Annotated in this window: 21 protein-coding genes; 4 read left to right on the forward strand and 17 right to left on the reverse strand. The window is 65.0% G+C overall.

What is annotated here, in order from left to right; translation table 11 throughout:
- Positions 1–9: 9 nt before the first annotated feature.
- Together BLV97_RS14710 and folD are read left to right on the forward strand one after the other, a co-directional pair.
- Positions 10–1,686, forward strand: coding sequence for a formate--tetrahydrofolate ligase (locus BLV97_RS14710; RefSeq protein ID WP_035837810.1), 1,677 nt, complete (start codon positions 10–12; stop codon positions 1,684–1,686).
- A gap of 124 nt (positions 1,687–1,810) precedes the next feature.
- On the forward strand, positions 1,811–2,713 hold the full coding sequence (gene folD, locus BLV97_RS14715) for a bifunctional methylenetetrahydrofolate dehydrogenase/methenyltetrahydrofolate cyclohydrolase FolD (RefSeq protein WP_035837812.1): 903 nt from the start codon (positions 1,811–1,813) through the stop codon (positions 2,711–2,713).
- A gap of 64 nt (positions 2,714–2,777) precedes the next feature.
- Here the strand turns inward: folD and BLV97_RS14720 are convergent, their stop codons facing one another.
- Complete coding sequence (locus BLV97_RS14720; RefSeq protein WP_035837814.1) at positions 2,778–3,206, reverse strand: PaaI family thioesterase; 429 nt, start codon at positions 3,204–3,206, stop codon at positions 2,778–2,780.
- 102 nt (positions 3,207–3,308) lie between these two features.
- Between BLV97_RS14720 and BLV97_RS14725 the strand changes: the two genes are divergently transcribed.
- Positions 3,309–4,076, forward strand: coding sequence for a LytTR family DNA-binding domain-containing protein (locus BLV97_RS14725; protein WP_051645806.1), 768 nt, complete (start codon positions 3,309–3,311; stop codon positions 4,074–4,076).
- Here the strand turns inward: BLV97_RS14725 and BLV97_RS14730 are convergent.
- The 12 genes from BLV97_RS14730 to BLV97_RS14785 all read right to left on the reverse strand — a co-directional run bounded on the left by BLV97_RS14730 (position 4,066) and on the right by BLV97_RS14785 (position 16,206).
- On the reverse strand, positions 4,066–5,379 hold the full coding sequence (locus BLV97_RS14730) for an ATPase (RefSeq protein ID WP_035837885.1): 1,314 nt from the start codon (positions 5,377–5,379) through the stop codon (positions 4,066–4,068). The genes BLV97_RS14725 and BLV97_RS14730 overlap by 11 nt on opposite strands.
- A gap of 78 nt (positions 5,380–5,457) precedes the next feature.
- Complete coding sequence (locus tag BLV97_RS14735) at positions 5,458–5,955, reverse strand: prepilin peptidase (RefSeq protein ID WP_035837816.1); 498 nt, start codon at positions 5,953–5,955, stop codon at positions 5,458–5,460.
- Between the two features lie 4 nt (positions 5,956–5,959).
- Positions 5,960–6,814 (reverse strand): tetratricopeptide repeat protein, encoded by an 855-nt coding sequence (locus BLV97_RS14740; protein WP_035837818.1) that lies wholly within the window; start codon positions 6,812–6,814, stop codon positions 5,960–5,962.
- Positions 6,815–6,825: 11 nt separating this feature from the next.
- A complete protein-coding gene (locus BLV97_RS14745) occupies positions 6,826–7,383 on the reverse strand; it encodes a tetratricopeptide repeat protein (RefSeq protein WP_081824873.1) in 558 nt (185 codons plus the stop codon).
- A gap of 88 nt (positions 7,384–7,471) precedes the next feature.
- A complete protein-coding gene (locus BLV97_RS14750) occupies positions 7,472–8,473 on the reverse strand; it encodes a type II secretion system F family protein (RefSeq protein ID WP_035837819.1) in 1,002 nt (333 codons plus the stop codon).
- Positions 8,474–8,483: 10 nt separating this feature from the next.
- Positions 8,484–9,452, reverse strand: a complete 969-nt coding sequence (locus BLV97_RS14755; protein ID WP_035837820.1) for a type II secretion system F family protein — start codon at positions 9,450–9,452, stop codon at positions 8,484–8,486.
- A gap of 12 nt (positions 9,453–9,464) precedes the next feature.
- Positions 9,465–10,922: a TadA family conjugal transfer-associated ATPase gene (locus BLV97_RS14760; RefSeq protein ID WP_035837889.1), complete on the reverse strand. Its 1,458-nt coding sequence runs from the start codon at positions 10,920–10,922 to the stop codon at positions 9,465–9,467.
- A 35-nt stretch (positions 10,923–10,957) separates the two neighbouring features.
- A complete protein-coding gene (locus BLV97_RS14765; RefSeq protein WP_035837822.1) occupies positions 10,958–12,232 on the reverse strand; it encodes a CpaE/TadZ family protein in 1,275 nt (424 codons plus the stop codon).
- Positions 12,233–12,479: 247 nt separating this feature from the next.
- Positions 12,480–13,139, reverse strand: coding sequence for an OmpA family protein (locus BLV97_RS14770; RefSeq protein WP_035837824.1), 660 nt, complete (start codon positions 13,137–13,139; stop codon positions 12,480–12,482).
- A 4-nt stretch (positions 13,140–13,143) separates the two neighbouring features.
- Positions 13,144–14,565, reverse strand: a complete 1,422-nt coding sequence (locus BLV97_RS14775; protein WP_035837825.1) for a type II and III secretion system protein family protein — start codon at positions 14,563–14,565, stop codon at positions 13,144–13,146.
- 234 nt (positions 14,566–14,799) lie between these two features.
- Complete coding sequence (gene cpaB, locus BLV97_RS14780; protein ID WP_035837827.1) at positions 14,800–15,666, reverse strand: Flp pilus assembly protein CpaB; 867 nt, start codon at positions 15,664–15,666, stop codon at positions 14,800–14,802.
- 315 nt (positions 15,667–15,981) lie between these two features.
- Complete coding sequence (locus BLV97_RS14785; RefSeq protein ID WP_035837829.1) at positions 15,982–16,206, reverse strand: Flp family type IVb pilin; 225 nt, start codon at positions 16,204–16,206, stop codon at positions 15,982–15,984.
- A 455-nt stretch (positions 16,207–16,661) separates the two neighbouring features.
- Between BLV97_RS14785 and BLV97_RS14790 the strand changes: the two genes are divergently transcribed.
- Positions 16,662–17,582 (forward strand): lytic transglycosylase domain-containing protein, encoded by a 921-nt coding sequence (locus BLV97_RS14790; protein ID WP_051645811.1) that lies wholly within the window; start codon positions 16,662–16,664, stop codon positions 17,580–17,582.
- Between the two features lie 249 nt (positions 17,583–17,831).
- Here the strand turns inward: BLV97_RS14790 and ftsH are convergent, their stop codons facing one another.
- From ftsH to pal, 4 genes are all read right to left on the reverse strand, one after another.
- Positions 17,832–19,739: an ATP-dependent zinc metalloprotease FtsH gene (gene ftsH, locus BLV97_RS14795; RefSeq protein ID WP_092164129.1), complete on the reverse strand. Its 1,908-nt coding sequence runs from the start codon at positions 19,737–19,739 to the stop codon at positions 17,832–17,834.
- A 90-nt stretch (positions 19,740–19,829) separates the two neighbouring features.
- Positions 19,830–21,071 carry a tRNA lysidine(34) synthetase TilS gene (tilS, locus tag BLV97_RS14800; RefSeq protein ID WP_051645812.1) on the reverse strand — a complete coding sequence of 414 codons (1,242 nt, stop codon included), beginning with the start codon at positions 21,069–21,071 and terminating at the stop codon, positions 19,830–19,832.
- Between the two features lie 28 nt (positions 21,072–21,099).
- Positions 21,100–22,053, reverse strand: coding sequence for a tol-pal system protein YbgF (ybgF, locus tag BLV97_RS14805; RefSeq protein WP_051645808.1), 954 nt, complete (start codon positions 22,051–22,053; stop codon positions 21,100–21,102).
- A gap of 12 nt (positions 22,054–22,065) precedes the next feature.
- Positions 22,066–22,590 carry a peptidoglycan-associated lipoprotein Pal gene (pal, locus tag BLV97_RS14810; protein ID WP_035837833.1) on the reverse strand — a complete coding sequence of 175 codons (525 nt, stop codon included), beginning with the start codon at positions 22,588–22,590 and terminating at the stop codon, positions 22,066–22,068.
- Between the last annotated feature and the right edge of the window lie 45 nt (positions 22,591–22,635).

Consider the following 22,635-nt stretch of genomic DNA (forward strand, 5'->3'; position numbering starts at 1 on the left):
GAGGACCACATGGCCGTGAAGACCGATATCGAGATCGCCCGCGCCGCGCGCAAGCAGCCGATACAGGAGATCGGGCGCATGCTGGGCATACCAGAGGCGCATCTGCTGCCCTATGGCCATGACAAGGCGAAGGTTGATCAGGCCTTCATCGCCTCGCTCGGCGGGCGCAAGCGGGGCAAGCTGATCCTGGTCACGGCGATCAACCCGACGCCCGCCGGCGAGGGCAAGACCACCACCACGGTGGGTCTGGGCGACGGCCTGAACCGGATCGGCAAGCGCGCGATGATCTGCATCCGCGAGGCGAGCCTGGGCCCCAACTTCGGGATGAAGGGCGGCGCCGCCGGTGGTGGCATGGCCCAGGTCGTGCCGATGGAGGAGATGAACCTTCACTTCACCGGCGATTTCCACGCGATCACCAGCGCCCACAATCTGCTGTCGGCGATGATCGACAACCACATCTACTGGGGCAACGAGCTGGAGATCGACGAACGCCGCATCGTCTGGCGCCGGGTGATGGACATGAACGACCGGGCGCTGCGCGATATCGTGGTGGGCCTCGGCGGTGTCTCGAACGGTTTTCCGCGCCAGACCGGCTTTGACATCACCGTGGCGTCCGAGGTGATGGCGATCCTGTGCCTTGCGAACGACCTGGCGGATCTGCAGCGCCGGCTGGGCGACATCGTGGTGGCCTACCGCCGCGACAAGACACCGATCTACTGCCGAGACATCAAGGCCGACGGCGCGATGACGGTGCTTCTGAAGGACGCGATGCAGCCCAACCTGGTGCAGACGCTGGAAAACAACCCCGCCTTCGTGCATGGCGGTCCCTTCGCCAACATCGCCCACGGCTGCAATTCGGTGATCGCCACCGATACCGCGCTGCGGCTGACCGATTATGTGGTGACCGAGGCCGGCTTTGGCGCCGATCTGGGGGCCGAGAAATTCTTTGACATCAAATGCCGCAAGGCCGGGCTGAAACCCGACGCGGCGGTGATCGTGGCGACCGTGCGGGCAATGAAGATGAACGGCGGCGTGGCCAAGGCGGACCTCGGCGCCGAGAATGTCGCGGCGGTGCGCCAGGGCTGCCCCAACCTTGGCCGCCATATCGGCAATGTGCAGGGCTTCGGCGTGCCGGTGGTGGTGGCGATCAACCATTTCTCGGGCGATACCGAGGCCGAGATCCAGGCGGTGAAGGACTATGTCGCGGATCTGGGCGCCGAAGCGATCCTGTGCAAGCACTGGGCCGAGGGCAGCGCGGGCATCGTGGATCTGGCGCGGAAAGTGGCGGAACTGGCCGATAGCGGCGGCGCCGATTTCGCGCCGCTCTACCCCGATGAGATGGGTCTTTTCGACAAGATCGAAGCGGTGGCGAAGCGCATCTATCACGCCGAGGCGGTGACCGCCGACGATGCGGTGCGCGAGCAGTTGCGCGTGTGGGAAGCGGCCGGTTACGGCCACCTGCCGGTCTGCATGGCCAAGACGCCGTACAGCTTCTCGGCCGATCCGACGCTGCGCGGCGCGCCCACCGGCCACACGGTGCCGGTGCGCGAGGTGCGGCTGTCGGCGGGGGCGGGATTCATCGTCGCGATCTGCGGCGCGATCATGACCATGCCGGGCCTGCCGCGCCATCCCGCAGCCGAAGTGATCGGACTGGATGACGAAGGCTTCGTCGAGGGGTTGTTCTAGGGCCGCGGAAACGGCAAGGGGCCCTTGCGGAAAGCGGCCAGCGGGACGCGCGATGCCGCGCCGCTCCGGCCGGAGACGGAAGATGACAGACCGCGCCGCCAAGGCGCGGAAACAGGGGAGTGACATGAGCGCGGATATCATCGACGGCAAGGCCTTTGCGGCCAAGGTACGCGGCCAGATCGCGGGACAGGTGGCGCGGATGAAGGCCGATCACGGCATCACGCCCGGTCTGGCCGTGATCCTGGTGGGCGAGGATCCCGCAAGCCAGGTCTATGTGCGCAACAAGGGCACCCAGACGCTGGAAGTGGGGATGCATTCCTACGAGCACAAGCTGCCGGCCGAGACCCGGGCCGAGGATCTCTATGCCTTGATCGACCGGCTGAATGCCGATCCGGCCGTGCACGGGATCCTGTGCCAGTTTCCGGTGCCCGCCCATCTGAGCGAAACCGAGATCGTCGCGCGGATCGACCCGTCCAAGGATGTGGACGGGCTGCATGTGGTCAACGCGGGCCTTCTGGCCAGCGGGCAACGGGCGATGGTTTCATGCACGCCGCTAGGCTGCCTGATGCTGCTGCGCGACCGGCTGGGCAGCCTGTCGGGGCTGAACGCGGTGGTGGTGGGGCGCTCGAACCTGGTAGGCAAGCCGATGGCGCAACTTCTGCTGCGCGACAGCTGCACGGTGACGATCGCGCACAGCCGGACCAAGGATATCGCCGCTGTCTGCCGCGGTGCCGATATTCTGGTGGCGGCGGTGGGGCGGCCGCGGATGATCCCCGGCGACTGGATCAAGCCCGGCGCGACGGTGATTGACGTCGGCATCAACCGCGTCGACGCGCCCGAGCGTGGCCCGGGCAAGACCCGGCTGGTAGGCGATGTGGATTTCGACAGCGCGAAAGAGGTGGCCGGCGCGATCACCCCGGTGCCGGGCGGCGTCGGGCCGATGACCATCGCCTGCCTGCTGGCCAACACGCTGACCGCCTGCTGCCGCATCCACGGCCTGCCCGAACCCGACGGGCTGACCGCATGAGGCCCGCGCCGGGGGTTTCACACCCCCGGACCCCCGTGGAGTATTTTCACCAAGATGAAAAAGGTTAGGGGCCGGCTGGCACCGGGATCATGGTGCCCTGGAGCAGGGCGATCAACTTTTCAGCACCATCCGTTTCGGCAAACACTTCGGCGCGCACGACACTGAGGCGGCGGCCGGTCTTCACGGCCTCGCCGCGGGCGATCAGCCGGTCGCCGGCGGCGGGCGCCAGCAGGTTGATCTTGATCTCGGCGGTCATCACCTCATTGCCGGGCGGCAGCAGCGTCAGCGCGGCATAGCCCGCCGCCGTATCCCCCAGTGCGAAGGTCAGCGCCGCATGGCCCACCCCATGATGCTGGCGCGCGCCGGGCAGGATCGGCGCGGCGATCTCGCACCGCCCCGGCGCGACCGAGACGACCCGCGCGCCCAGGGTTTGCATCATGGTCTGACGGGCGAAACTTTCTTGCACCCGCCTGGCGAAATCGTGTGTCTGCATTCCCTGCATTCCTGCCTTGCGACGTGTTTTCCCGCCTTGTCGGCATGCGCGCCGCCGGGTAACACGAAAATCCATTCACTTTCGAGTTGCATAAGACATGCCATGCGCCTGACCCTGGGTGAACTGGTTCGACGCATTTTACCCCCGCGCCTTGTGGCGTCGTGGTTCCTGATCACCGTCGTCGTGACGGCAATCGGACCTTTCGCGACATATCAGCAATTTGGTACGCTGGGGCGGCTCGGCTATTGGGCGCTGGTCCTCGGAGTCGCGATCCTGTTCTGCGCGCTGGCATTCCGTGCCGCCTGGCGCTTGTGCGCGGCCCATCCCTTCTGGCTTCGGCTGCTGCTTGCCAGCGCATTGTTCACCGCGGTATTCCTGCCGGTCCAGTGGTTCATCATGCTGACCTTGCGCGGCCCGGCGGTGGGGCTTGAACACCTGGTGCTGGTGGTTGCCACGGCGCCGTTGGCCGTGGGGATGATGAAATACCTCTGGCTTGACCCCAACATGCCCGGGCCTCCCGAAACCGCACCGCAGCCGCGGATTCTGGATCGGGTGACGCCGGAAAAGCGCGGCACCTTGCTGCACGTTTCGGTTGACGATCACTATGTCGAGCTGCTGACCGACCGCGGAAAAAGCCAGATCCTGATGCGGTTTTCGGATGCGATGTCCGAACTGGACGGCGTCGAGGGAATGCAAGTGCATCGGTCGCACTGGGTGGCGCGGGGTGCGGTGCGAGATAGCCGCCGCCGGAACGGCAAGCTGTTTCTCATGCTGGTCGACGGGTCGGAGGTGCCGGTCAGCCGCGGCTTCCAGAAGGCCGTGACCGAGCGCGGCTACCTCCACGCGAGCCACCGCGCGCCTAATGGATGATCTCGGAAGCCTCGACGAACATGTTCGACCAGGCCCTGTCGATCAGTTCGGGGCTCATCTGATAGGGGATGCCCTCGAACTCGCAGATCGCGATCATCTGGTCGATCAGGAAGATCGGCTGATAATTGGCGTATTCGTTGCCGATCTCGGGGTATTTCACCTTCAGCAGATGCACCAGGGAGGCCTCGTCCAGCGGCATCTTGCGCTTGCGGGCGACCATGGCGAAGATCTTCAGGAAATCCTCCTGCGTGGGGCCGTCAATCTTGATCTTGAAAAAGATCCGGCGCAGCGCGGCGCGGTCGAATATCTCGTTCGGGTGAAAGTTGGTCGAGAAGATCACCAGCGTGTCGAAGGGCACCTCGAACTTCTCGCCCGATTGCAGCGCCAGGATGTCGCGATGTTCCTCAAGCGGAACGATCCAACGGTTGACCAGCTTCTGCGGCGGATCGGCCTGACGCCCAAGGTCGTCGACGATGAACACGCCGCCGGCCGATTTCAACTGCAGTGGCGCCTGATAGGTGCGCGCGGTGGGGTTGTATGTCAGATCCAGCATATCAAGCGAAAGCTCGCCCCCGGTGATCACCGTGGGACGTTCGCAATAGACATACCGGTTGTCGAAGCGGTTCCCAGTGCGCCGCAGCGAGGCCGGATCGTCCAACGCCATCTCGGCCTTGGTGTGGATGACCGGGTCGAAGACCGTGATCACCTGGCCTGAATATTCAAGGGCGCGTGGGATATAGATCTTGTCCCCCAGCGCGTCGCGGATTCCGTTCGAGATCGAGCTTTTGCCGTTGCCCGGCGGGCCGTACATCAGGATCGAGCGCCCCGAGGTGACGGCGGGCCCCAGATTGGCCAGCAGATCTGGTGGCAAGACCAGGTGCCCCATCGCCGAAGTCAGCTGTTCGCGCGAGATCTGGATGTTTCGGATCGACTGGCGTTTGACCTGTTCGTCGTAATCGGACAGCGGGATCGGCATGGCGCCGTAATATTCCGACTGGCTGAGCGCATCCAGCGCCCGGGCCTTGCCGGCCTCGGCCAGCTGATAGCCCATCTCGTTGCCGGAATTGGCGTGCAGCGTGCCGGTTGCCTCGATCAGCTTCAGGGTACGCGCCTCGTCGACCAGTTCCTGCGTCACCGGAACGGGCAGGCAGATCACCCTCGAGATTTCGCTGATGACCTCCAGATTCATCCGAAACATGGTTTTCAGCAGGATATCGCGCATCATGACCATCGACAGCCCGGTATCGGCCATCGAGCGGGGCGGTGGTGGGGCAAGTACGGAACTTGAGGTCTTCGCGTCCATCAGAATCATCCAGCGGGTGTTGTCAGGTCTCGGGCCGCGGGCAGCATCACGGCGCGAGCTTCAGGAAAGATTAAGCATCTAGATCCCATAGCAGGCTGCAAGCGCAAGATAGAAGATCAGCACCCCCGCCAGCGCAAGGCCCATGGGGAAATCGCGGCGCTGCCAGCTTTGCCAATCCGGGGTGGCGCGGCGAAACGCCGGGATCAGGCCCAGCAGCCGATGCGCGGCAAAGGCGGCCAACAAGATCGCCGCGGCCAGCGCCAGTACCAGCCGCAGATCGGCAACCGCGAAGAAAGGCGCCATCGCGGCGGCGAATTTCGCGTCCCCCGCCCCGATCGCCCGGGCCAGGTTCAGCACGAACCCCACCACCAGCACCAGCGGCAGATGCGCCAGTTGCCACAGATAACGGTCAATGGGCATCAGGAACGGGCCGAGCAGCGCGAAGACCAGCGTCAGCGCCAGCACCGCCTGGTTCGGGATCTTCATGAACTTCATGTCGCTCCAGGCGACCCAGACGCCGATCGGCACGACCGGTATCAGGAACCACATCGCGGCATGAGAGGTCAGATGCAGCATCGGCCTAACCGTTGGGGTTGTTTTCCAGCGCGTCCAGCGCGCGCTGGGCATCGGGGAAGTAGCGTGGATTGGTGTCGATCGCGTCTTTCAGCAGGCTCTTGCCGGTGGCCACGTCGCCCTGCTTCACCGCCGTCAGCGCCAGGGTGTACAACAGCTTGGCACGTTCGACCTGAGTCATGGGGATCACCGGCAGGTCGTATTTGCGCTGCGCGCCGCGGGCCAGCACCAGGTTGTTCTTGGCGGTGAACAGGTTCGGATCATAGCTGAGCGCCTTGTAGAACAGCTTCTCGGCGCCGGCGTAATCGCCGCGCGTCAGCTTGGAAAAGCCCCAGTTGTTGTATATCCCCGCAGGCTGCGTGGTCATGCCGGCGGCGGTGGCGTAGAAGCTGTCGGCCTTCTTCCACTGCTTGCGGCTGTCGGCCACCATCGCTTCCAGCCGATAGCGATCGAAGGTCTCGTAGGTCGGGTTGATCGCGTTCAGGACCTGCTCGGCTTTCTTCCACTTGTTGGCGCGGATCAGCGCGTCGGCCTGGGCCACCCGATCCTCGTTGGTGGCGCCGGGCATCGAGACGATATGCGCCCAGACCTCGGCGCCCTGCTCTGGCTCTTGCGCGCGCACCAGCGATTTCGCCAGGCCGCGCAACATCGACATGTCGTTGGGCTTGGCGGCGGCGCCCTTCTGGAAATAGGCCACTGCCTCGCGTGGATCGGCCACGGTCAGCATGATCTCGTTGAGGCTTTGCTCGTCGCTGGCCTTGACGCTTTGCACGGCTTTCTGGACGCGTGCCGTCTGGTCGGTACAGGCCGAAAGGGCGAATGCGCCCATCAGGCACAGGCCCGGTAGGAAGAAGTGGCGCATTTCGCGTCCTTTTACTGCTCTTGCCCCAGTTTTGACCCTGGTGACCCGGCCGGTTTCTCATTGGGCAACAGCTGATATTTACCGTGCCCCTGCCTGACCAGGGAATATTTGTTGTCATTCCGCGGTGGATGATACGCGGATTTTTCCGATTTTGCGATAGCCAGGCGTAGATTTTCGCGAATCTCGTTCGACTTACCCGAATCCAGTGCAAAGGCTTTGCGAAACACCAGCCGCGCTTCGGGATATTTGCCCTGGGCCATCAGCACGACACCCAGATTGTTCAGCGCCGGAATGAAGTTCGGATCCATCTTCAATGCCTGGCGCAGCACCAGCTCGGCCTGGTTCAGCCGGCCCAGCCGAATGTTGGCCGCCCCCATCGCCGACAGCAGTTCGGGCGAAAGCCCGTCTTCCGACGCGGCACGGTAATAGGCGCGCAACGCCAGGTCATACTGTCCCGCCGCCATCAGCCGCCGCCCAACCACCAGACCATCGACGGCCTTGTGCACCCGAGGCGTGCCGGCGGGCGGCTTGACGCCGCGATACAACGGCTGAAGACCGCCCTGATCCATCTGGCAGGCGGTCAACAACAGGGGCAGGCAGGCAAGAAGAAGCGCGCGTCCGGGGTGGTATGGGGGCATGATGTCCTGGGTCGAGGCGTCAATGGGTCCCGAAACCGCCGCTCAGCGCCTTCACGATGCCCAGGATCGAGGGCCCGATCAGGATCAGCATCAACGGCGGAACCGTGAACAGCATTGTGCCCAGCGTCAGCTTGGTCGGCAACTTGTTTGCCTTCTCTTCCGCCCGCATCACCCGTTTGTCACGCATCTCGGCCGAGAACACCCGCAGCGCCTCGGCGATCGAGGTACCGAAGGTCGCCGACTGGATCATCACCGTGACGAAAGAGGACACATCCGGCACGCCGGCGCGCTCGGACATGTCGCGCAGCACCGTCACCCGTTCCTTGCCGGCCTTGATCTCATGCGCGACCATCTCGAATTCCTCGGCCAGGATGGGATAGCCGGCGCGGATTTCCTTGGCGACGCGCACGATCGACTGGTCGAGCGACTGCCCCGCCTCGACGCAGACCAGCATCATGTCAAGCGCATCGGGAAAGCCATCTAGGATTTCCTGCTGCCGGGTCGCGATCCGGCGGGTGATCCAGTACTTGGGCAGCATGTAGCCTGCCGCGCCGGGGATGATGGTGTAGAGAATCTGCGCCTGGGTCGAGACCGGCGCCTGATGCGAGAGGTAGAGCGTATAGAGCAGGCCGATCACCAGAAAACCGATGCCCAGCACGAATTGCGCCGCATGAAAGGCGCGCACCGCATCGGGCGACCGGTAGCCCGCGCGCAGCATCTTCAGGCGCGCGGCGCTCATCTCTTCCGCGTCCTGCGGCTCGAGGAAATTGGCGAACTTGTCGAGCTTGTCGATCTTGCCGCTGTTGCGCAGCGCTTTGACTTCCTCGCCATTCTTGCGGCGCGAGGCCTGGGCCTCGCGGGTCGCGGCACGCAGCTTGTCCAGCGGGTCGGCCGGCTTCACCAGGATGGTCGGCAGCGTCAGCACGACCAACAGCAGCCCCAGCCCGCCGATCGCGAACAGCGGCCCCATCGGGCCCATCTTGTCGACCAGCAACTGGTTGATCGTGTTCAGAATTTCCATCGTGGCGGCCTCATACCTTGATGTTGACCATCATCTTCATGAAGATGACGTTCACGATCAGGAACACGCCGACCACAAGGCAGGCGGGAATGAAATAGGGGGTCTGCATCGCCTCGTCATAGTAATGCGGTTGCAGCACGTTGATCATGACGATCGCGGCGATCGGGAAACCGGACAGGAACATGCCCGACCATTTCGCCTCGGCGGTGATCGCGCGCACCCGGCGAAACAGCTTGAAGCGCGCGCGGATCACCTTCGACAGACCTTCCAGGATCTCGGCCAGGTTGCCGCCCGATTGCTGCTGGATCGTCACCGCCACGGCCAGGAAGCGCAGATCCTGCATATCCATCCGCTCGGCCAGTTCCTTCAGCGAATCCGAGATGTCGCGGCCATAGGCGGCCTCGTCCGAGATCATCCCCATCTCGGTGCCCAGCGGATCGGGCACCTCCTTGGCGACGATGCTGACCGCAGCGCTGAACGGATGGCCGACGCGCAGGCTGCGTACCATCAGTTCGACCGCATCGGGAAGCTGCTCTTCCAGCAGCGAGATGCGCTTCTTGGCCTTGTTCGCGACCCACAGATAGACGCCGCCGAACCCCATCGCGACCGCGACGACCGCGCGGATCGGCGTCGCGGCCGAGGTGCCGATCGTCAGGCCGACATAGGCAAAGCCCGACAACGCCACCATCAGCATGACCAACTGGCGCGGCGTGAAGGCGATATTGGCCTTTTGCGCCTTCTCGGCCAGCAGGGAATATAGCGGGATGCCCTTCACCGCCATATGCTGGCCCATCTCCTTGCGGAGTTGTTCCAGCACCTTTTCGCGGCTTTCGCCCTTCTCCATCAGCGCCAGGCGCCGGTTGACCCGGTTGTTGAGACTGATCGACTTTCCGAAGACCGTCAGATAGACGCCCTCGACCAGCAGAAGGACCGCGAAGAAGATCAGGCCGTAGATGATGGGGGCCGCAGAGATCTGCATTATTTCAGGTCCTTATGCGATGGGTTCGTAGATTTCGGCGGGCAGGTCGTAGCCCCACTGACGGAAACGTTCGGCATAGTAGGAACGCACGCCCGTGGCATTGAAGCGGCCGATGATCTTGCCGTTGGGTTCCAGCCCGAGGCGTTCGTAGCGAAACACCTCCTGCATCGAGATGACATCGCCTTCCATCCCGGTGATCTCGGTGATCGAGACCATCCGGCGGCTGCCGTCCTGCAGTCGGCTGGCCTGGACGATCAGGTTGACGGCGCTGGCGATCTGGCTGCGTACCGCCTTCAGCGGCATCTCGATCCCGGCCATGGCGATCATGTTTTCCAGTCGGCTGATCCCGTCGCGGGCAGAGTTGGCGTGGATCGTGGTCATCGAACCGTCATGGCCGGTGTTCATGGCCTGCAGCATGTCGATCACTTCCTCGCCCCGGGTTTCGCCCACGATGATCCGGTCGGGGCGCATCCGTAGCGCGTTGCGCAGACAATCGCGCTGGCTGACGGCGCCCTTGCCCTCGACGTTGGGGGGGCGGCTTTCCATCCGGCCCACGTGCGTCTGCTGCAGTTGAAGTTCGGCCGTGTCCTCGATCGTCAGGATGCGTTCGGAATTGTCGATGAAGCTGGACAGCGCGTTCAGCGTGGTCGTCTTGCCCGAGCCGGTACCGCCCGAGACGATCACATTCAGCCGGCAGGCGACCGCGGCCTGCAGATAGGCGGCCATCTCCTCGGTGAAGGCGCCGAAGCGGACCAGATCGTCGACACCCAGCTTTTCCTTCTTGAACTTGCGGATCGAAACCAGCGATCCATCCACCGCGATCGGCGGCACCATCGCGTTGAACCGCGACCCATCCGAAAGGCGCGCGTCGACATAGGGGTTCGACTCGTCGACCCGGCGCCCCACGGCAGAGACGATCTTGTCGATGATCCGCAGCAGATGACGTTCGTCCTTGAAGGTGATGTCGGTCAGTTCCAGCCGTCCATCGCGCTCGACGAAGATCTGCTGGGGGCCGTTGACCAGGATGTCATTGACGGAATCGTCCTTCAGCAGCGGCTCCAGCGGGCCAAGGCCCATCACCTCGTCATAGAGTTCCTGGTTGATGGTCGAGCGATCCTCCTTGTTGAGGACGATCGACATCTGTTCCAGCGCCTCGCCGGCGATCGCGGCGATCTCGGCGCGCAGGTTTGCCTCGGGCGCGGTTTCCAGGGCCGACAGGTTCAGGTTCTCAAGCAGCCGCTTGTGCAGCTCTACCTTGATCTCGCCCAGCCGTTCCTTGCGCTTCTTTTCCTTGTCCTGCGCGACCGCCTGGGCGGCGGGCTTGTGCTGCACGGCCTGTTTCACCCGCGGCGCGGTAACCGCGGCGCGAGTGACGGTCGGCTTGGCGGCCGGGGCCTTCAATGGCTCCGCAACGGGCGCCGTCGCGGGGCGCGGCTGGCCATCTTCGGACTTCTTGAAACGGGAAAACATCGCCATGCATCAACCTCTTACGATCTGGGCGCGCGTTACGAGCGCCCGGCTTCGGCGGATTTGTTGTGTTCGTGCAGCGATTTCGCCAGCTTCTGGATTTCCTTGCGCAGCGGATTCTTCGCAGAGCTTTCGGCCAGCGGAAGACCGTGATCGTTGGCCTGCAGGATCTGCTTGCCACCATCGGGAAGGAGAAGCTCGATATCGATATCGAGGCTTTCCGCCAGGCGTTTGACGCGGGATTTCCCGGTCAGGTCGGTGAATTTCGGCGCCCGGTTCAGCGCGAAGCGCAGCTTCTCGAACGGCAGTTCCTCGGCCTTCAGCGCGCGCAGCAGGCGCAGCGCGTTCTGCGCCGAGCGCATGTCCAGCTCCATCATCGCGAAATAGACATGGGCGTGGTGCAGGACGGTCTCTGTCCATTGCACGACCGTCTTGGGCATGTCGATCAACACGAAATCGAAATTCGTCCGCGCCATCTGCAACAGCCGGTCAATATCGTCGGAACCGACGATCTCGAGGGGCAGCATCTCGGAGGGGGCGGTGAAGACGCTGAGCTTGTCGTTGAAGGTCAGCATCGCCTGCAGGAACGCGTCGCTGTCGGTATGCGCGGTGTCCGAGAGCACGTCGAAGATCACGTCGCGGCGCGGCAGGTCGAGATAGGTCGAGACCGAGCCGCTCTGGAAATCGAGATCCATGATGCAGACGCGCGGTGCGTTCTTCTTCTCGACGGTCGCCAGTTCCCAGGCGAGGTTGGTCACGAAGGTGGTCGCGCCGCAGCCACCCGCCAGGCCATGCACCGGCAGCACCACGCCGTCGCGGTCGCCCGTCGCCTTGAAGCTGGGCGCCGAGGCCTGCGCGGCGGCGCCTTCGGCGGCATCGGGACGCGGGTGGACGGTGGCCGAAGACGGCTGGCGCACCCTTTCGATGGCCTCATGCAGGGCGCCTTCGGGCAGCGGATAGGGAACGAAATCATCCGCGCCCAGACGCAGAAGTTGATGCAGGGCGATCGGGCTGACTTCCTCGGCGATGAGGATGACCTTCAGGTCCATCTCCTTCGCCTGTTTGATCAGCGCGCTGATCTGCGTCAGGTTGTGCTCGTCCTGATTGTCCACCGCAAGCGCGACGAATTCAAGCTTGGCGGCCTCGGGTTGGCCAAGGAAAAGACTGGCATCGGCAAAACTCAGGTCGCCCCAGGTCTCTCCGAGTTCGGCTTCCATGTCCTCGATCAGCAGATCGAAATTCTGGACATCCCGCGAGATCGTGCATGCCACGATCGGGGCCGGTTCCGGCTGAAGCGCCGCCACATTCGTCATTGCCTCACGTCCTTCGGTTATCGAACTGCAGAGCCGGCGCGCAAGAGTATTCTACTGCTGGGACACCCCGATCCGCAGCCCGGGCGACTTCTCGCCGCCACAACTGCTTCCTGACCCTGAAACTGGTCGACAATCTTGGCAACATTGGGGCTAAAAAAACGTTATTATTCGGTCTTTTCAGGCCAATGCCGACCCTAGGGGCCGGCATTGTCTTTCGAATGGGGATAGTGGCTGGCGCGCGCGGCGCCTAACCGCCCGTTCCGCCAGAGGTCCCGCCCGTTGCCGCGCTGTTGGTGGTGGTCTGCAGGTTGTCCCCGGGCACGGCGCTGGCGACATATTCCCGGAAGATGACGGCGGCGTATTTGCCGTTCAGCACCAGCGGTGAATTCTGCACGAAGCCAGACACATGGGTGACCGCGCGCCGGTTGGCACGCTCGGGCGCCGGGGTATCGATCAGCGGCCGGGTTTCGCCGTAGGAAATCACCGCCTGCAGCCTGCGGCGCGAAATTCCCTGGCTGACCAGATAGTTCACCACCGCTTCGGCGCGGCGCATCCCCAGCGCCTTGTTGTAGCGCTCGCTGCCGACCTTGTCGGTGTAGCCGAAGACACGGAACCGCACCTCGGGGAACTCGCGAATCCAGCTGGCCTGGCGGCGCAGCACGGCCCTTGCGCCCTCATCCAGGGTGGCGCGGTTGAAGGCGAAGTTCACCGTGTTGGGCACCTGGGCGGCAAAGCGCTTGTCCAGCGCGACCGCATAGGGCCGCTGCCCCGACATCAGCTGGGCATTGTTCGCCGTCGCGTCGCCGAAGGTATCGTGATCGAGCGCGCCGCCGATCGTCTGGCCAGAGCAGCCGGCCAGCACCGCCAGCGCCGCGGCGGTCAAGATCCCGCGAATAGGATGCATCATCGCCTTACTCCATCACATAGCCGTAGGAGCCCGAAAAGTCCTGCCGGGCGACCTCGCCGGCGGGGCCTTTCAGCTTCCGCGTCCGCGCGGTCTTGCCGTAGAGGAAGAAATTCTTCTCGGAGGGCGGGGCAATCCGGTCAGTGGGAAGGGCGAGCGCCTGCCCCATGGTGGGGCTGACCAGATGCGGGGTGACGATGATCACCAATTCGCTTTGCTTGCGCTCGTAAGAAGCCGATCTGAACAGCGCCCCCAGCACCGGAATATCGCCAAGCCAGGGCACCTGCCCGATCAGATCGGTGAAATCGTCCTGCAACAGGCCCGCGATGGCAAAGCTCTGGCCGTCGCGCAGTTCGACCGTGGTCGAGGTGTCGCGGCGCTTGAAGCCGCTGATCGTGATGCCGCCGTTGGTGAAGCTGACGCTGGGGTCGATGCCGCTGACGGCGGCGTTGATCTTGAGGTTAATGATGTTCTGGTCCACCACCGTCGGGGTGAAGTTCAGCTCAACCCCGAAGGGCTTGTACTGGACCGACACGTTTCCGGTCTTGTCCAGTACCGGGATCGGATATTCGCCACCGGCCAGGAACTTGGCCTCCTGCCCCGACAGCGCGGTCAAGTTCGGTTCGGCCAGCGTGCGCACCATGCCCTTGCTTTCCAGCGCCTCCAGCAGCATTGCGAATTGCAGGCTGCCGGCGGAAAAACCGATGGTCACCGCGCCCTGACCGTCCGCCTTGGGCGCGAAGCTCTTGTTGGCGAAGACGCTGTTGAAGTTCGGCGTGTTCGTGACGGGGTTGTTGGACAGCATCGTGCCGGTGCCGCCCGAAACCCCAGGGCCGCTGATCGCAAGGCTCGACGACAGGTTCTTGGCGACCGAGCGCTGCATTTCCGCAAAGCGCACCTTCAGCATCACTTGCTGGGTCCCGCCCACCGTCATCAGGTTCGACACCCGCTTGGGCGCATAACGTTCGGCGAGATCAAGCGCGCGGTCCATCCGCGCGGTCGAAGACACGGTCCCCGACAGCACGATGCCATCATTGGCGGTGCGCACGTCGATCTTCTCGCCCGGCAGGATCTGTTCCAGCCGCTCCTTGAATTCCGCTATATCGGGGGTGACACGCACCTCGACATTGGTGATCAGCTTGCCGTCGGCGCCCAGCAGCGTCAGCGTGGTGCGGCCCGGCGCCTTACCCAGCACATAGATCGACTTGTCCGAAAGGGTCGAGATATCGGCGATACCCGGATTGGCGATCGACAACTCCGAAAACGGCTGATCGCTGCGGACCACGACGGCACGGTTCATCGGAACGCTTAGCGGCCGGCTGGTCGCGCCGCGCATCACATGCAGGGTTTCGGCGGGCGCGATCTGCGCCTGCCCGATAGCGAAGGCAGTCCCGATCAGAGCGGCCTGCCACAATGCTTTCAGTCTCATGTGATGCTGCCTCTCCGACACATGCCCGATACGGGGGCTTTGCGCCCCTCATTTGCCCCACCATGCGGGAAACCGTGATTTTTTGCAAGAATCAAACGTTTGGCGGGCCAAGCGGATGTGGATAACCCGCAACATCCCGCAAGAGATAGGCCCCAACGCGAAGGGGCACCCAAGATCGGGTGCCCCGCGGCGAAGCCAGAACCGAAACCTGCGCAACAAGCCTTTTCAGGCGGATCAGTTGGTGCAGGGGATCTCCACCTCGACAACATTGCTGCCATTGCGCTGCTTCACAGTGCAGACCTTCTTCTTCGCGACCGGCGCCGGCGCCGGGGCATCCTCGATACCCAGAAGGGCACTGCGGTCGACCTCGATCGGACGCGATTTGCTATCATCGCGGGTGCCAACCAGCGACAGCGCCAGACGCCCCGTCGCCTGGGCCTGGGCCAGGACGGCGACCTGTTGCTGCGTGGCCTCGACCGTCACGGTACGGGCGATGATCGCGCCTGGACCAATGTCGCCGCCCGCCTTCTGATCGACCGCGATGATCTTGACCCCGGCCTCGATCAGCCGCGTCAGATCGCCCGAACGGTTGGAGCTTTGCCCAGTCCAGTAGACATCGACCCGGTCATTGGGCCGCAGGAAGCCCGACACCCCCGAGGCCACGTCGACCTTGATCGCGAAGGCACGCATGCCCGGCGTCAGCCGAGAGGTAATCCCCGGATCCTGCCCCGGCAGGGTGATGTTGCTGTGCAGAAGCGGCTCGAACTTGCCGATCAGGCGCGAGACATAGCGCGGGCGTAGGTCGTCGGGGTTGAACAGCGCCTTACCGGGATCCTGGCCCTCAAGTTCGGTGAAGGCCTTCGGCGGCACGAAACGCGCGGGCCACTGGATCGCCACCACTTCGTCCTTGGTCAGCTTGGTGCCATAGTCGAGCTTTTCCTTGGCGACATAGACGGTCACCGTCGGCTCTGGCGGCTTGCGCGCGGCCCGCTCCCGGGCAAGTTCGATCTGGGTCCTGTTGATGTAGCCCTGTGCCATGTAGACGGCGAACCCGGCAAGCCCTAGACCGACGATCAGGACCAATCCGAATACCATGCGCATTGCGTCACCTCTTTTCATGAGGGAAGGGCAGATATGGGCCACCCTTCGAAAATAACATCTGCCCAGGCTATGACGCTCAATTGCGGCGAAAGCGTGGAAATTCTTCGCCTGCAGGGGGGAAATGTCGCCATTTCAGAAACGCAGGCAATGATGCCGGCACCTTCAGGCATGCCACTCCGTCCCCGGTACCGGCCCCGCAAGCGGCGCGCGTGGGGGACCCGGAACTGAAGAAAGCCACGCCCTGGGGGGCGTGGCTTTCGCATCACGAACGCGGCGTGGTTCGGCCTAGGCCGGCCGCGAGGGCTGTGACGAGGATCAGTAGCCGCCAGCTTTGCCCGCGCTGCCGGAAGTGGTGGCGGTGCCGACGTTCTTGTCCAGGTTCGTGGTCAGCGTGGTGGCCGACTTGGTGATGCCCGTGCCCACGGTGTTCATCACGACAATGCCCAGGCCGACGATGGCGGCGGTCAGCACGACCCAGTCAACGGTCACGGCGCCGTCTTCGTCGTTGCGGAAGGTCTTGATCAGGTTGAAGAGTTTCATGGTTGGTCCCTCGATGAGTTGTCACTACAATGCACCGCCTCGGGGTGACGGGCCGTCCTCTGCTTGGCCTTCCCGCTTCGGTATGAAGCTATAAGGCCCCTAAATCGTGACCAGATTTGGGCGTGAGTCGTACTTTTTCGAGAGAGATCATTTTGGTGCGAATATCCGCATATACCATTGTAATCAATCAATAATATCTTCAGGGATCACGAACTTAGGCAGCTGCTTCGGCACCCATTTAGCAACGAATCTAAGGATTTCGTCCGCGGGAATCGGGGACGCGGTAGTCTTTCGCACAAAATTCTGCGATCCTTTCGGGAAGAAGAAATCCGGCGCAACAACAGCCGGAACGACGGCGCCACTGGACGAAATCGGGCAGAATGGGGCGAGGCCGTATGAGGGCATGCAAAGCAACGGCCGCGATCGTGGCGCTGGGGCTGGGGCTGGGCCCCGGCATGCCTTCGTGGGCGGGGCCGCTGTCGATTGCGGCGCCCGGGCCGTCCAAGGCGAACGCCCGCCCGCCTGGTGGGTTCACCTTTCACATGGTCAAGCCGCCAAGCGCGGGAACGACACGCTTCATCAAGGTGCAGATCGACCCAGAGGTACAGAAGCGCTGGATCGAGGATGCCCCCGCGGTGACGGACCACCACACGCCCGACCCCGCGGACAAGCCCGTGACCGCCCCCGCGCCGGGAGAGGTGGCGGACGACGCCCCCTGGGCGGCGCCTGCCCCGGAAGCCAGATCACGCAAACCTGCCTACGCCTGGTACTGGAAGGCGATCTCGCCCGCGCGTAACGACCGCCCGGGCCGGTTCCAGGCCGCGCTGGCCGAGCTGTCGCTGGGGCCGGGAGGCACCAGGGTGCGCGCGCCACGCCTGACCCATCTGCGCGCGCTGAGCCAGACCTGGGGCACGGATATCCTGAAGGCGACGGTCGGAACCCAGGTGTCGCCTGCGCTGGTGCTGGCGGTGATGAGCGTTGAATCGGCTGGCAAGGCCGACGCGCTCAGCCCCAAGGGCGCCCGCGGGCTGATGCAGCTGATCCCCGCGACCGCCGGGCGCTTTGGCGTCGATGCCAGCGATCCGGCGCAGAACATTCAGGGGGCGGTGGCCTATCTTGACTGGCTGATGGGCACCTTCAAGGGTGATCCGCTGATGGTTCTTGCGGCCTACAACGCCGGCGAGAACGCGGTGAAAGCCGCAGGCGGCGTGCCCGATTTCGCCGAAACCAGGGATTACGTGCCCAAGGTCCTGGCTGCCTGGCAGGTCGCGCAGCATCTGTGCGTCACGCCGCCACAGACCATCCGCGACGGATGCGTCTTCAAGGAACCTGCGACAGCATCCAACGCCACCGCGGTCGCACGCAGCGACGGCTAGGTGGCGGACGCGGCGGCAAGGCCTGTGCGTCGCCTCGCGGATCCATCTTACCCGGGGCGTTCCGCCACAGGTCGCGCCGCCGCCACAGCCTCGGGATGACGGCCTGCCCCTGGGCTGCCCGCCGCCCGCGGGTACGCGACTGCCCTGGCCAGCCGCAAGATCGGCACCTTCCAGCCCGCCACGCGCCCCCCTGCCCCAAAGCAAAAGGGCCGGATCAATCCGGCCCCTTCACATGCGATCCCACACGCCTCAGGTGGTCTTCGGCTCCAGCGGCGTCGCGGGTTTCTTCGGTTTGGTCTTCGGAATGGACGCCACCGAAACCGAGGCCCCGCCACCGTCGTCATCCTCATCCGCGCCCGGATGCGGCGGTTCGCCCCGCATCACGCGCTTGATCTCTTCGCCGGTCAGCGTCTCGTATTCCAGAAGACCCTCGGCCAGGCGCTCCCATTCGTCCTTCTTCTCGGTCAGGATCGCCATGGCGCGGTCATAGCCTTCGCGGATCAGGCGCTTCACCTCTTCCTCGATCAGCTCCTTGGTATGGGCCGAGACAGAGAACCCGCCGGCATTGCCCTGATAGCCCTCATGCGCCTCGGCATAATCGATATCGCCGACCTTTTCCGACATGCCCCAACGCAGCACCATCGCGCGGGCCAGCGCCGAGGCCTGCTGAATATCGCCCGCGGGCCCGTTCGACACCTCGTCCGAGCCGTATTTCAGGATCTCGGCGGCCTTGCCGGCCATGGTCATGGCCAGCTTCTGCTCGCATTCGGACTTGTGCCAGTTCAGACGGTCGATCTCGGGCAAGCTGACGACCATGCCCAGCGCGCCGCCGCGCGGGATGATCGTGGCCTTGTAGACCGGGTCGCATTTCGGCAGCGTCAGGCCGACCACAGCGTGACCGGCCTCGTGATAGGCGGTCTTTTCCTTCTGGTCGGCGGTCAGCACCATAGACCGCCGCTCGGCCCCCATCATGACCTTGTCCTTGGCGCTCTCGAAATCCTCCATGGTCACGAAACGCCGGCCGACACGGGCGGCCATCAGCGCCGCCTCGTTCACCAGGTTGGCGAGATCGGCGCCGGAAAAGCCCGGCGTGCCGCGCGCGATGATGCGCATGTCCGCGTCGGGGCCCAGCGGCACCTTGCGGGCATGGACGGTCAGGATCTTCTCGCGGCCCTTGATGTCGGGGTTGGGCACCGTAACCTGGCGGTCGAAACGGCCCGGACGCAAGAGCGCGGGATCCAGCACGTCGCGGCGGTTGGTGGCGGCAAGGATGATGACGCCCTCGTTGGCCTCGAAACCGTCCATCTCGACCAGCAGCTGGTTCAGCGTCTGCTCGCGCTCGTCGTTGCCGCCGCCGTAGCCGGCACCGCGGTGGCGGCCGACCGCGTCGATTTCATCGATGAAGACAATGCAGGGGGCGTTCTTCTTGGCCTGTTCGAACATGTCGCGCACGCGGCTGGCGCCGACGCCCACGAACATCTCGACGAAGTCGGACCCCGAGATGGTGAAGAACGGCACCCCGGCCTCACCCGCGATGGCGCGGGCCAGCAGCGTCTTGCCGGTGCCCGGCGGGCCGACCAGCAGCGCGCCCTTGGGGATCTTGCCGCCGAGGCGGGAAAACTTCTGCGGGTTGCGCAGGAATTCGACGATCTCCTCGAGTTCCTCCTTGGCCTCGTCGATGCCGGCCACGTCGTCGAAGGTCACGCGACCCTGCTTTTCCGTCAGCAGCTTGGCGCGCGACTTGCCAAAGCCCATGGCGCCGCCTTTGCCGCCACCCTGCATCCGGTTCATGAAGAAGATCCAGATGCCGATCAGGATGATGAACGGCAGATAGAGCGACAGCATCGAAAGGAAGCCCGACTGCTGCTGCGGCGACACCTCGACGGCGACGTTCTTGGCCAGCAGCTTGTCGGCCACATCGGCGCCCTGCGGCCGGATCGTGTAATAGCTGTGGTTGTCCTTGCCGGTGATATAAACTTTCTCGCCGTCGATGCGGGCCGACGCCACGCTGCCGCTATCGACCCGGTGGATGAAGTCGGAATAGCTGATCTGGCGCGAGGCCGCAGACTGTTGTCCGTTGCTGAACAGATTGAAAAGCGCAAGGATCAAGACGAACAGGACGACCCAGAATGCGATATTTCGCGCGTTGTTGCCCACGGAGGACCTCCTCTAGGGCAGGAGGGCACATGTCATGTGCCGGCTCCCGCCGGAAACTTTCCCCATAAGATAGAGATTAGCCACCGGGGTTCAATGCGATAAAAGCGCCGAAAGGAAGTCTTGCCTGCCCTTTTCGGGCCAAAGCCGCCATCCCTGGGGCGATGTCGCATCTACACAGGCCAGTGGCGCGGCCACCAGCTCGGGCCCGCGCCAGAGTGCGGGCGCGGCGATCAGGCTGTCGCGCGGAAGGCCCGCGTCGCGCCAGCCGGGAAGACGCGCCAGGCCCTCGGGCCCAAGGGCGCGCAGGGTCAGCCCGTTGGAATCCGGCCCGGAAAGGCGCCAGCGCCCGTCCCAAAGCACGTCGGGCCGGGTTTCGAGCGTGGCGACGGCGCGGTATTCGCGCGTGATGCGCAGGCTGCGCGCCCGGGGCCGGATCAGACAGCCTGCCAGCGTGCGCCGCCGTCCGCCAAGCGCCGCACCCAGCGCGGCCTGCAACGACGCCAGGCGCGGGCGGTATTCCGCCGACCCCACGAAGCCCAGCGCATGGGCCATCAGACGCAGGCGGGTTTCCTCGGGGGCGGCCTCGAAAAGCGGGCGGTCGATCACCACGTCGCCGGCCTCGATGCTCACGCAATCTTGTGCCAGGGCATGGGCTGCATGCGCCAGCGCCGCGCGGGCCGTCGCCATGCGGCCGGCGGTGGCGGCCAGGCCCGCCGCGTCGATGCCCAGGGGCGCCAGCGCGGCCAGCGCGCGGCGCGCCTTCACCCGGTCGAAGGCGGGATCGTCATTGCTGGGATCTTCGGCCCAACCAACGCCCCGCGCGCGCAGCAGGTCGCGCAGCGTGCCCCGGCGCACCCCAAGCAGCGGTCGCAGCCAGACCATCCCCCCCGCTTCGCGCCGCGCCGCCATCGCCGACAGCCCATCGACGCCCGAGCCCCGCGCCAGCCGCATCAGCAGCGTTTCGGCCTGATCGTCCAGCGTATGCCCCAGCGCCACCGCGGCCAGCCCCTGCCCCCGCGCCCAATCGCCCAGCAGGCGATAGCGCGCCCGCCGCGCCGCGTCCGGCAGGTTGCCGCGCCCCTCCCAGCCGCGCCAGCGCAGCACCGCGTGGGGCAGGCCCAACCCGGCACAGACATCGGCGACCATGGCAGCCTCGGCCGCGGCCGCCGCGCGCAGGCCGTGATCGACGGTGGCTGCGCTTAGCGCCACGCCGTTCGCGGCGGCCCAATCGTGCAGCAGATGTAGAAGGGCAAGGGAATCCCCCCCGCCCGACACCGCCACCCCAAGCCGCGCAGGCGGGGTGGCGCTGGCCTCGGCCAAGGCCGCCGCCAGCGCCTCGGCGGCGGATCCGTCGGGCTGCCTACTTGCAGCCAAGGCTTTGACGCGCGGCCTTGGCATCCTGCACGGCCGAAGAGGCCGGATAGCGCACCTTCACCTGGCCCAGCGTCACGCAGGCATCCTGCGTCTGGCCCAGCTTGCCCAGCGAAATCCCCAGCTGGGTCAGCGCATCGGGTGCGCGCGGCCCGTCGGGAGACCCCGAGAAGCTGTTGAGATAGGCCCGCGCCGCATTCGCCGTCTGGCCCATGGCCGCCAGCGCCTGGCCACGGTAGAAATGCGCCTGCCCGGTCAGGGGGCCGGCGGTGTAGGTCTGGGCGAACTTGCGAAACAGATTGGCCGCATCCTGGTATTTCTTGGCCTGAAGCGCCGCCTCGGCGCGATCGAAATCGGATTGTTCGCCCACCGCCAGATCCGGCGCGGCCGATACCGTCCCCATCTCGTTCGGGGCGGTCCCGTTGGCGGCGCCGGCCGCGGCCAGGCCTTGGTCCTGGCCTTGATCGCCGCCACCGCTACCCGCCTGCGTCGGAATCGCGACGCCCAACAGCGGGGTCTTCTTCAGCTTGCCGATGTCACAGCCCTTTTCCAACTCGCACAGCCGGAAGTTCAGATCGCCGATGCGCCGCGTGCCGTCCTGAACCACGGAACTGACCCGGTGCTGCAATTCCTCGGTCTGGTTGGTCAGTTGCTGAAGCTGCGCGGTGATCGCGTCCAGCCGCTCCTGCACGCTGCCACTCAGCTGCGGCGCGGTCGAGCCGCCGCCCGCGCCTGGCGCCAGTTCTTGCTTGAGGCCGTGGACCTGGGCGTAGAGGCCGTCCAGTTCCTTGCGGATATCGGCCAGGGTCTGGGTCCGTTCGGGCCCCGACATGGTAGCCGAGGCGCCGACGTTCTGCGCGAACACCGGCGCCGCCGCGCCCAGCCCGAAGGTCAGCGCGGCCGCCAAGAGAACTTGCGGGGGCATCAGCCGGATACCGGTCATCGCGGCGCGCCCCTAGCTGTTGCCGGGCTGGGTCAGCACCGTCACGGCACGGCGGTTGGCCGCGTAGCATTGCGGCGCCGAGCACAGGGCGATCGGGCGCTCTTTGCCGTAGCTGATGGTGCGCATCCGGGTGGCCGGAATACCGTGTGCGGCCAGGAATTCCTTCACCGCGCTGGCCCGGCGGGCACCCAGCGCAAGGTTGTATTCGCGGGTACCGCGCTCATCGGCATGGCCTTCGACGATGACGCCGTAATCGGAATTGCGCGCCAGCCAGGTCGCCTGCGCCGCCAGGATCTGCTGCGCCTGCGGGTCCAGCGTCGACTGGTCCTCGGCGAAATGCACGGTGTCACCGACGGTCTGGTTGAAATAGGCGATCGACTTGGGATCGTTCGGATCGCCCAGGGGCGAGCTGCTGATCCCGTTGGCGGCGTTCGCCCCGGTCCCGCCGGCGCCGTTGGCGTAGCGGTCGGGGTTGTTACAGGCCGCGACGCCGAGCACGGCGATCAGCATCAGGGCCTTCGTCAGATGGCGCGTCATTTGGGGTGTCCCTCTGTCTGTTCGTGCCTCAATGGCACTGTGATA

Source organism: Allgaiera indica, from assembly GCF_900106675.1.
Classification (GTDB): domain Bacteria; phylum Pseudomonadota; class Alphaproteobacteria; order Rhodobacterales; family Rhodobacteraceae; genus Acidimangrovimonas; species Acidimangrovimonas indica.